Origin of the sequence: Mesorhizobium sp. M7A.F.Ca.US.005.03.1.1, from assembly GCF_003997975.1 — a bacterium.
Taxonomy (GTDB): domain Bacteria; phylum Pseudomonadota; class Alphaproteobacteria; order Rhizobiales; family Rhizobiaceae; genus Mesorhizobium; species Mesorhizobium ciceri.
In genome coordinates this window covers 1-10513 of sequence record NZ_RZRO01000149.1, presented here as the reverse complement: position 1 = coordinate 10513, position 10513 = coordinate 1, and the positions used below count along the sequence as shown (strand labels likewise).

Here is a 10513-nt window from a genome sequence, read left to right as displayed (position 1 = left end):
GCTTGGCATCCGCGTAGTCGCTGCTCCCCTCATTCCCATCGGACGCATTCATCGCCATATCGCGCGGGTCCAGATAGCCTTCGAATGCGGATTCTGCAAAAGGACCTGCCAGACACGCAACTATCTCTTGGATCGCTTCATCGCGTTGGAAATGTCGATCCATATCGTTCTCGAAAATCGGCTTTAGCTCCGAGGTGAATCCTTGCGCTGAATAGAAAACCGTGCCTTCGACAAAACCACCGCACTCTCCGTCACCGGCGTCGGGGTAAATACTAACACTTGAGAAAGCAGGGAGTTCACGGTCGTCGTCGAACATCTGACGGTGCAAAACGATGGCGGCCACCGCGTGCCCGGCTTCGTGATGCGCCACAGACGGGAGAAGATATTGGGAGGCTACATTCATGCGGTGCGGCTCTCAGATCTAGTTTCCATCCAAGCCCTGATATCGGATTCAAGCCATGCGACTCGGCCGGGGGAGATGCGACGCCGCTTAGGGAACAGGCCTGCCTTCAGAGTCGCGCGGTCGCGCTCGAACTGCGTTCCACTGAAGTGCTTCAGGGTCTTTGCCGACTGGCCGGCGGCCCAGGCAAGTGCCCGCTCGCCTTCCACATCTTCAAGCCAAAGATAGAGATCGTCGTCGGGAGCATCCAGCGTTGGACGGACATCAAATGCGTTCATGTCCGGACAGCCTTCAGAAAGAAGGGATAGAGGCTTCCGTTTGATCGGGAACGCTTAGTGTTGGTAGCGGCGCCCACATGTTCGAAAAGCGTGATCATTGATGAGTTCTTCCAGTCGGTGCGGCATCGCAGTGCTTTTGCGCATAGGACCGCAATTGTCGTGCCAACTGGGAAAATCGTTTCGGAACAACGTGATCGCTCTGGCAGCGTTGTGTCAGATGTCCGACATCGTCGAGAATCCGACAACGAGTGCTCCTCCTAATCACCGGATCAACCTCCGGCGCCAGTCGGTGACACCGCATTCCTCTGTCTTTCCAGGAGACGGCGTGGACATCAATGCCGTTCCTCACCGAACCCGCCTCCTAGCCCTTCGCCCATACGTCACGGCCGCCCCCCGGTTTGGCTTCAACCTGAAGGATTACGGCGTCCTCTTCGCAGAGAAGATCGGGTTGTTCGTGGCGCGCGCAGCGGAGCCCAAGGAGCTTTTCTGGGTTGCGGATACTGGCATGTCGATATTACGACCGTGTGTCCTTCGACAAGCTTGGTGGCTTCTTCAACCAGAATCTCGCCGCGGAGATCGAATCGTTATCTGCGCCGCAAAGTGCGGCCGGTGAGCGGCGTGGCCCTGCGTTCCAGTTGGCCACGGTCCTCGCTGGGACGAGCAAGTAAATGGCTTGCGCAGCAACGGTGCGATCACACCTGGAGCACGGCGTCATCAGGAAAGCGCCATCCTTGTGCGCCCACGACACCCTGGTCGCCATCGGCCGCATCGCGGGGGGGCACTGTGGGCGATAACCATTCATTGATCTGGGCGATTGAGGGTTCTGCCGGGGCGCTATTGCTGCTCGGTAGGGCTGCGGGCTGGCGAGTCTACCAAGGCGAGCAACGACAGGCGAGACGGCAGACATTACGTGACGGAACTTGATATTGCAGTGCAGCAAGCGTAGAGCACCGCGCGCTTATCGGAGTGTCGTCCATGGCCCTTACCAATGCTGGTAACGAGGCAGAACCTGTCGAACAATCGAGCCATTCTGAGGTCGAGCAGCACAGCACCAAGGCGCTGATGTTGGGCGCACTAGGTGTCGTTTATGGCGATATAGGCACCAGCCCGATCTATGCATTTCGCGAGGCGTTGCATGCATCAGCGGGTGGCAACGTCGCCAGCCGTGGCGACATCCTCGGCGTACTCTCGCTGATCATCTGGTCCCTGACGATCACCGTGACGATCAAATACATCATGTTCGTGCTCCGCGCCGACAATCGAGGCGAGGGCGGAGTGCTGTCGCTTATGGCGCTGGCGCGCAACAGTTTCCCGACCTGCTCTGCGGTGATCCTCGGCATCGGCATCGGCATCGGCATCGTCGGCGCGGCGCTTTTTTTTGGCGACGCCGTCATTACGCCGGCAATCTCGGTACTGTCGGCGGTCGAAGGTATGAATGTCGTCACGCCGACGTTCCAGCCCTATGTGGTGCCGCTGACACTGGCCATCCTGGCGATCGTGTTTGCGGTACAGCGGTTTGGCACCGGCGGCGTAGGATTGGTGTTCGGACCCGTTACCGCGCTGTGGTTCCTGGCCATCGGCCTTTCCGGGCTCAACCACATCATGGACGACCCGGAAATCCTGCTGGCAATCAGCCCGCATTACATCGTGTCGTTCCTGGTCAACTCGCCTGACGTCGCCTTCGTTACGGTTGGTGCAGTCTTCCTCGCCGTCACCGGAGCCGAGGCGCTCTACGCCGACCTCGGCCATTTCGGCCGCAAGCCGATCGTGCTCGCCTGGCTGGCGATCGTGTTCCCTTGTCTGTTGCTCAATTATGTCGGGCAAGGCGCCTTCGTGCTGGCAAATGGCGGCGTTGTCGGTCATCCGTTCTTCGAGATGAACCAGGGCTGGACGCTTATTCCGATGGTCGTGCTTGCCACGGCGGCGACCGTGATCGCCTGCCAGGCGGTGATCTCCGGCGCCTTTTCGCTGACCAGGCAAGCGGTACAGCTCAACATGCTGCCGCGTTTCGTCATCCAGCACACGTCGGAAAAACAGTCGGGCCAGATCTATCTGCCGCGCATCAACCTGATGCTGGCGCTGGTGGTGATGCTGCTGGTGGTCGGCTTCGGCGAATCCAGCCGGCTGGCCTCGGCCTACGGTATTTCGGTGACCGGCAATATGCTGGTGACGAACATACTGCTTTTTGTTGTGATGACGCGCATCTGGAAATGGCCGCTCGGCGTCGCGATAGCCTTAATGGCGGTGTTCGTCTTCATCGATACCGGCTTCTTTGCAGCTAACATCGTCAAGGTATTCGAAGGCGGCTGGGCCTCGCTTGCCATTGCCGCAGTGATCGTGATGACCATGTGGACTTGGATAAGAGGCAGCAGGTATCTATTTGACAAGACGCGCAGGAACCAGATTCCGCTCGATTTCCTTGCGGGCAATCTGTTGAAGAAGAAACCGCAGCTGGTGTCCGGTACGGCCGTGTTCCTGACCAGCGATCCCGCCAGTGCGCCGACCGCGTTGATGCACAGCCTGAAGCACTACAAGGCGCTGCACGAACAGAACGTCATCCTCTCTGTGGTGACGGCGCAGCAGCCCGTGGTGCCCGACAGCGAGCGGATCAAGATGGAAACGATCAATGAGCTGTTCATGCGGGTGACACTGACCTTCGGCTACATGGAACAGCCTAACATCCCGCGTGCGCTGGCGATCTGCCGCAAGCAGGGTTGGAAGTTCGACATCATGACGACGTCCTTCTTCCTGTCGCGTCGCTCGCTCAAGGCGTCACCCAACTCCGGCATGCCGGTGTGGCAGGACAAGCTGTTCATCGGCTTGGCGCGCACGGCCGCCGACGCGACGGAGTATTTCCAGATCCCGACCGGACGTGTGGTCGAGATCGGAACGCAAGTGGCCGTTTAGGTATGCCCGGTTAAGCAGAATCAATTGGCATTTCGCGAGCCGGTGAATGCCTGACCGGGCGGAGGCCACGATGCTTGCGCCAAACTGGGGTCCGGTTCCAGGCCTGAAGCTTCCGGCCCCGAAAGCCGTCCTTTACGCCTGCGATCATTTCCGTTCCGCATTGTCTTGCCGACCCACCAGTCGAGATGCGCTGAAACGACCTCGCCGGGCAGCAACTTATCATTTGAACCTAATCGATGTGCCGCAAGTCCGACCTTCATTCTTCAGTTCACAGGCTAGCGTTGCCAAAATCGGCGTGCCGCCTAACCGGCGCCGCACCGTGACCTGTCAGGATGCTATGCAGGCGCGAGGCAGAAGCTGGCTCGAGGCCGCCGGCCTGGTGCTGGTCCGGCAGCGGCCGGGCTCGGCCAAAGGCTTCATGTTCCTCTGGAGGATGAGACGGGTGCGGCAAACGTCGTCGTCTGGGTCAAGATCTCTCGAGAAATTCCGGCGCGTGCTTCTTGCTTCGGCCATGCTCGGCGTCCGCGGACGCATCCGACGGAAGAGGAGGTGGTGCACCTCGTCGCCCACGAGCTGACCGATCTGTCGGCCGGGCTGGCCAGCGTGGGAAACCGCAAGACGCCGTTTCCGTTGCCGCACGGCCGAGGGACGAGGCTCATCACGGCGGATCGGGCATCGATCCGCGCGGCATGCCGAAGGGGCGCGACATCGTCGATGCAGTATGACCATATCGACCCTATCAAGTTCAAGACGCGTAACTTCCGGTAGCGCTTCCGGAGGCCACTTCAGCAGCATGTTGTGCACACTTTTGTCGGACCCTGTTAACTGCCGATTGGCAGCAGGTCACCCCGTGCCGGATCCCAAATGTCGTCGCTCTCAAGCGCAACGACTGCCCGCACCCTTTTTAAGTCAGCGAGCACCTCCACCGCCGGACGCCGCCCCGTTTCCTGAGCCGCGGCGTAACGGGTGTATTTGTGACTGTCCGGCTCAAACCACTTCAACGATTCCAAAGTAGCCATGGCATCGCCCTTGCGGCTGCGCGTGATGCGAATGATCGTGATCCCATCCTAAGCGCTCGCGTCGAATGGAGACACGCTGCCAACGCTTCATCTGCTCTACCCCATCTTTGTTCCAAGGCGGTCGGATCATCTCAATGAGCCCTGCCTCGGGGTGGCCAAAGCATGCATATTTATCGTTCGGCCCCGCATCGAATTATCATCTGCGATGTGGGACTCGATCTTGGGTTGGCGACGGCTTCGCTCCGGGAGTAGACGTCGGACCACTGATAAGTGCCGGACCTTCTCCACAATTTCTCGGCGGACTCATCGTGAACGCTCGATTGGACGTAAATGCGGTTCGCGGAAACGCAGGTCTGGCCGGCATTGCGGAACTTCGCCTGGACCGCACCGTCAACAGCACCGTCAATGTCGGCATCATCGAAGATGATGAAAGGTGCATTGCCGCCGGTTTCAAGGCTGACCTTCTTGATCTGGTCAGAGCACTGACGCATCAGCAGCCGTCCGACCTCGTTCGAACCGGTAAAGCTGATCTTTGGAATTGGTGCAGAGTTCACGGCCCACGCGATCACCTTCGGACGCATAGATCAGGTTGACCACGCCATCGGGAAAGCCGGCCTGATGGCGAGAGCAAACATTGCACCTAGCCACGCCACGATAAGATCGAGCGCGGCTTCGTTGCGTGCGGGTCTGTGGTCAGTGGAGGGCGGAGGAAAAGCGCTCGGCGTGCTCGCCCTCGCGATACCACTGGTTCGCGCCGGCAAGCGCCAGTTTCTGAGGCAAATCGCCGAACAGCTGGTAGAGCCTTACTCTCAGGGCTTGGCATCTATGTCGCCTACGACCGCCACATGCAGCCCGTCGCGTGCGAAAGCGGCTTTGTGGAAGGCGCTTAGATCGGAGGGCGTTACGCTAGTCAGCCTCCCTTGGGCGGTCTCGAATACGGATGCGTGCGTAGATTCCGCGCCGCCAGGCCAGCTCGGCGATCGCATGAGGTTCGCGCTCATTGGCAATGATTTCGGAGAGAAGCTGGGCGCGTATGCGGTCGAAAAGTGCTGGTGTAGCCGGATGCGGGTCCCGCCGCCGAGAATGTCGGCCAGCAGTCGAGCGCCGCGGCCCCGCACCAGGGACCGCCCATGAATGACTCATGCGAGGCGTCTCAAGGCTGTCCGCGATCCAGCGCCAGATCTCCGCCTCGCCCGAGACGCGCAGAGCTGGCCGGTTGTGCAGGAGCCGTCGGCAATATCCGCCTTCCTCGTTCGGATGGGTAACGCTTGCGATACGGAGTCTTGACTTTGGCAGTCGCTCTGTGACATTACCTATATAAAGTTCGAAAGAAGGCGATATGGATCATGCATAGGTCACAGAGACCCGAATGAAGGCAACGTATAAACGCACCTATTCGCGCTACGCGATGGAAGCGCTTGGCCTTTTCGGTAAGACCATCCGGCTTGGCCGGATGCAGCACCGGTTAACCGCACAGGAGTTAGCCGAGAGAATCGGTGTTTCACGCAGCACCCTGCAGCGCATCGAGAAGGGCGATCCCAAAGTCGAAATCGGACTGATGTTCGAAGCTGCTGCCATTGTCGGTGTGAAGCTGTTCGATGCCGACGGCAATGGCATCACAGCCCTCACAGGCCGCATGGACGATCGCATCGCGCTGCTGCCGAAGCACGTCTACAAGGCCGGCAAGCAGATCGTCGATGAGTTCTAAGGTCCCCAAGTACGACGAAGCCTATGTCTGGGTCTGGCTGCCGGGCGAGACCGCGCCGGTTGTCGCCGGGCGGCTATATGCCCATGACGGACTCGTCAGCTTCAACTATGGCAGGAGCTTTCGTGAACTGGGAAGCGCGATCCCGCTTTATCTCCCGGAACTGCCCCTGAAGGCAGGCGAATTGCCTTTGCTTCCTGGCCTAACCATGCCGGGATGCATCCGCGATGCTGCCCCTGATGCCTGGGGACGACGGGTTATCCTAAACCGCAAATTCGGTGTGAAGGGCGATGAAATCGCGCGGCTCGATATTTCAGAACTGACGTTCTTGCTGGAATCAGGCTCGGACCGCATCGGCGCGCTCGATTTTCAGTTTTCGCCAATGCATTACGAGCCGCGCGCACTGGCCAATGCCACTCTCGAAGAGCTTGTCCAATCGGCGGAGCGGGTAGAGAAAGGTATTCCGCTCACCCCCGAATTAGATCAGGCGCTGCATCACGGCAGCTCGATCGGCGGCGCAAGGCCAAAGGCGCTGATCGAGGGTGACGCCGTCAAGCATGTCGCGAAATTTTCCTCGTCTGCCGACCTTTACAGCGTCGTCAAAGGAGAATTCATAGCCATGCGGCTTGCCGCCTTGTGCGGCATCAGAGCGGCATCCGTCTCGCTCGTTCGCGCCGCAGGCAACGACGTGTTGCTCGTCGAGCGATTCGACCGGATCAAGGTCACGGGCGGCTGGCAACGCAAATCCATGGTCTCAGCGCTGACGATGCTCGCGCTCGATGAGATGATGGCGCGTTACGCCAGCTACCAGGATTTGGCGGAGATCATTCGCCACCGATTCACCGCGCCGTCGGAAACTCTGCGCGAGTTGTTCAGCCGCATTGTCTTCAACATACTTTGCGGCAACACCGACGATCATGCCCGCAACCATGCGGCATTCTGGGACGGCGCTAAGCTCACCCTCACGCCTGCGTACGATATTTGTCCGCAGGCCCGCAGTGGCCAGGAGGCCAGCCAGGCCATGCTCATCAGCGGCAATAACCGCATGAGCCGGATAGCGTCCTGCCTTGAAGCGGCGCATCACTTCCTGCTCAGCGCGCCGGAAGCTCTTGCGATTGTTGAAGGCCAGCTCCGATGCATTGCGGAGAATTGGCCGCGTGTCAGCGAGGAAGCTACGCTATCCGGCACAGATCGCAATCTGTTCTGGGGCCGACAGTTCCTCAATCCCTACGCTTTTACGGCGCTGGAAGGAAGCGCCGACGTTCTCCGCGCTCTGGCTGACGAACTACGCAACAGTGTTCACGCCTGATCCGGCGCTGGATTTCGGACAAGCTCGGCAAGCGCAAGACGCCCACAATATCGACAACCCTTGCCGTGCCAGGACGAAGATTGAACAAACGGCTCTTCAACAGTGACAACGTGCACTGCGGAGAGATGTGGAGCTGACACCGCAAAAGCCCAAGACGCGCGACTTCCCGCGATACAACTCCACATAACTGAGCGTCTACAAGCGGTGCAGCCAGCCAAACATCCAGCCATCAAAGCGATGATCGTCTGATCTTTTGCCGATGACATCACGTCGGGGAAGCCTTGTTCGAGCGCTTGCCGCTTCATATCGATACCGGCCTGGGCGTAGCGCATCGTTAGTTCAGCCCGAGTGGCCTGGCCATCGACTGATGGTGGCGATGTCAACACCCGCCTTGACGAGGTGGATGGCCGTCGTGTCCCGCAAAGGGCGATGATGGATGCTTTTTTCCGCCATGGTGGTTCCTTCGCCCGCAGCCATGTGTGCGCAGCAAGTATGGAACACCGAACCGGGTGAGCAGTGTGGGGCGGTCGTTGCTTTGCTCGGCGGGACAGGGCGATACCAGACGAAGGTCACAATCGAAGATTCAGGATCCCTGAACTCGTGCATCCGTATTGAACATCAGCGAAAACAGAGCGTAATCCCGCTGTCCAGAAGGCGTGCGGCGGACGATACGCGCCAGGACGCTCTTGATTTCCGGGCTCATCGAGATATTCGACAGGTGCCACCCACGCGCCCTCTTGAAGGGAAGTGTCACCACCAGTTGCAGCGTATCCTAATATTCGGGGTGCTCCGAAATCAGGAACCGCGCAAAGGCATGCATCGCCGCCAGCCTTGCATTGCGGGTCGCAACTGCCACGCTCGACCTCAAGTGATGTGAGAAAGCTGCCCATCCTGTCGGTATTGATGTCGGAGACCGCTTCTTCTTTCAAGAATATCTTCCCGCTCTCCCGCGGCATGAGCCCGTGGCATGCTTCGGCCCAATGCTGTGGATTGATGTTTCTTCATGCCACAACCTCGCTGACGAGACCGCCGAAAGCCCCTTCAAAGCGGTCGGTGGCGATCTCTCGCAGCTTTGGAAGGTAGTGCATTGATTTTTCGTGGAATGGGGACCCTGTTTAAAGGGTGATTTTCGTCCAAACGGGACCCCTTAACGATGGGGTCATCAAGATGCCTCCGGCTTGATCGGAGGCATTTGTGTTTTGGATGTTGGTTTTAGAGACGATTGCAAAGATACGTCGGCTGTCGCTGGTCCAGGGGAAGTCGATCAAAGCGATCTGCCGTGAGCTGAAGATCTCGCGCAAGGTGGTGCGCAAGGTCCTGCGTTCTGAGGAGACGCAGTTCCGCTACGAGCGCAAGCACCAGCCCTATCCCCGCATGGGAGCTCGGCGTGAGACGCGGGACCGGCTGCTGTCGGCGAATGCGGCCAAGCCGCAGCGGGAGCGGCTGCCGGTCGCTTCGACGGCTTCCATTGCATTCCCCCGTCGGTGTCGAAGACCTGCACGGTGCGCTTCGACAACAACAAATACTCGGTGCTGTCGAGTGCCGTCGGTCGGCCCATCGAGATCCATGCTTATGTCGATCGGATCGCATCCGCCAGAGGATGGCGTGGTCGTGGGAGAACACGTTCGCTCCTTTGGCCGCAACGAGGTCGCCTACGATCCCTGGCACACGGCGCGCGCCGTTCCTTGGCTGGGTCGTGCGGTCGGCAATGGAGAAGGTGCGGCGCAGCTCAAGGCGGTTGATGACGTCGACCGGCAGATGGTGTTGATCCTCACCTGGGTGCTGACCGACGGATTGAGCGCGGTCGAGGCCGCCTGTCAGGAAGCCATCGAGCACGGTGCATCGTCGGCGCCGGTGATCCTCAACATCCTGGCCCGCAGCCGCGATCCGGCGCCGGGCACGATCCTTTCCATTCCCCAAGCGCTGAAGCTAGCTCACGAGCGGTCGCCGACTGCACCCGCTATGACAGTCTCAGGAGGACAAACAGCCATGGAACGCACCGAGGTACTGGAACTGATGGGAGCGCTGAAGCTCTACGGAATGCGCAGAGCCTATGACGAGATCATGGGCGCGTCGCCATCAAGCGACGGCACGAGCCGCCCAGGATTGTCGGTGATCTCTTGCAGGCCGAGATATCGGAGAAGCAGGCCCGCTCCATCAAATACCAGTTCGCTGTCGCCAAGTTGCCGCTGGCCAAGGACATCGACGACTTCGACTTCGCCGACACGCCGGTCACCCCCTGATGCGCGATCTCGCCCGGCCGCGCCTTCGTCGCCGATCAGCGCAACATCGTCCTGGTCGGCCGCCTTCACGGGTCACCCAACTCGCGCGGAAGGTCGACCGCATTGCGACGGGCGCGTGTCGACTTCCCAACAATGTCAGACAGGAGACGCAACGCTATCGGAGCGATCGCATTGCCCGAAACGATTTTCCCAGTTGGCACGACAATTGCGGTCCTATGCGCAAAAGCAAACTAGACCTGAGAGCCGCACCGCATGAATGTAGCCTCCCAATATCTGCCGCTTGTGGCGCATCACGAAGCCGGGCACGCGGTGGCCGCCATCGTTTTGCACCGTCAGACGTTCGACGACGACCGTGAACTCCCTGCTTTCTCAAGTGTTAGTATTTACCCCGACGTCGGTGACGGAGAGTGCGGTGGTGTTGTCGAAGGCGCGGGTTTTTATTCAGCGCAAGGATTCACCTCGAAGCGAAAGCCGATTTTCGAGGACGATATGGATCGATGTTTGGAACGCGATGATGCGATCCGGGAGATAGTTGCGTGTCTGGCAGGTCCTTTTGCAGAATCCGCATTCGAAGGCTATCTGGACCCGCGCGATATGGCGATGAATGCGTCCGATGGGAATGAGGGGAGCAGCGACTACGCGGATGCCAAGC

7 protein-coding genes and 4 pseudogenes are annotated in these 10513 nt (G+C 59.5%); 7 read left to right on the top strand and 4 right to left on the bottom strand.

Annotated elements, in window-relative coordinates; all coding sequences use genetic code 11:
* Together EN990_RS33360 and EN990_RS36755 are read right to left on the bottom strand one after the other, a co-directional pair.
* Nucleotides 1-403: hypothetical protein (locus EN990_RS33360; protein ID WP_164747208.1), on the bottom strand; the 403-nt coding region annotated here is incomplete at its 3' end.
* Nucleotides 400-678 (bottom strand): AlpA family phage regulatory protein, encoded by a 279-nt coding sequence (locus tag EN990_RS36755; RefSeq protein ID WP_063169289.1) that lies wholly within the window; start codon nt 676-678, stop codon nt 400-402. The genes EN990_RS33360 and EN990_RS36755, both read right to left, overlap by 4 nt.
* Nucleotides 679-1653: 975 nt before the next feature.
* Here EN990_RS36755 and EN990_RS33350 point away from each other — a divergent pair.
* Nucleotides 1654-3585, top strand: a complete 1932-nt coding sequence (locus EN990_RS33350) for a potassium transporter Kup (RefSeq protein WP_063169287.1) — start codon at nt 1654-1656, stop codon at nt 3583-3585.
* Between the two features lie 307 nt (nt 3586-3892).
* Nucleotides 3893-4353 (top strand): annotated as a pseudogene (locus EN990_RS33345) (OB-fold nucleic acid binding domain-containing protein); the annotation flags it as partial.
* Between the two features lie 512 nt (nt 4354-4865).
* On the opposite strand, the pseudogene EN990_RS35650 reads toward EN990_RS33345, so the two are convergent.
* Nucleotides 4866-5362, bottom strand: a pseudogene (locus EN990_RS35650) (aldehyde dehydrogenase family protein); the annotation flags it as partial.
* Nucleotides 5363-5973: 611 nt separating this feature from the next.
* Here EN990_RS35650 and EN990_RS33330 point away from each other — a divergent pair.
* Together EN990_RS33330 and EN990_RS33325 are read left to right on the top strand one after the other, a co-directional pair.
* Complete coding sequence (locus EN990_RS33330) at nt 5974-6312, top strand: helix-turn-helix transcriptional regulator (protein ID WP_063169282.1); 339 nt, start codon at nt 5974-5976, stop codon at nt 6310-6312.
* A complete protein-coding gene (locus tag EN990_RS33325; RefSeq protein WP_063169281.1) occupies nt 6302-7618 on the top strand; it encodes a HipA domain-containing protein in 1317 nt (438 codons plus the stop codon). Before EN990_RS33330 ends, EN990_RS33325 begins: the two co-directional genes overlap by 11 nt.
* Nucleotides 7619-8187: 569 nt before the next feature.
* Here the strand turns inward: EN990_RS33325 and EN990_RS33320 are convergent.
* A complete protein-coding gene (locus tag EN990_RS33320; protein ID WP_126066776.1) occupies nt 8188-8547 on the bottom strand; it encodes a hypothetical protein in 360 nt (119 codons plus the stop codon).
* Nucleotides 8548-9063: 516 nt separating this feature from the next.
* Here EN990_RS33320 and EN990_RS36445 point away from each other — a divergent pair.
* The 3 genes and pseudogenes from EN990_RS36445 to EN990_RS33305 form a co-directional block, all read left to right on the top strand.
* Nucleotides 9064-9597: pseudogene (locus tag EN990_RS36445) on the top strand (IS21 family transposase); the annotation flags it as partial.
* Between the two features lie 10 nt (nt 9598-9607).
* Nucleotides 9608-9921, top strand: a pseudogene (locus EN990_RS33310) (ATP-binding protein); the annotation flags it as partial.
* 192 nt (nt 9922-10113) lie between these two features.
* Nucleotides 10114-10513, top strand: a 400-nt coding sequence (locus EN990_RS33305) for a hypothetical protein (RefSeq protein ID WP_164747207.1), incomplete at its 3' end; no start/stop codon positions are given.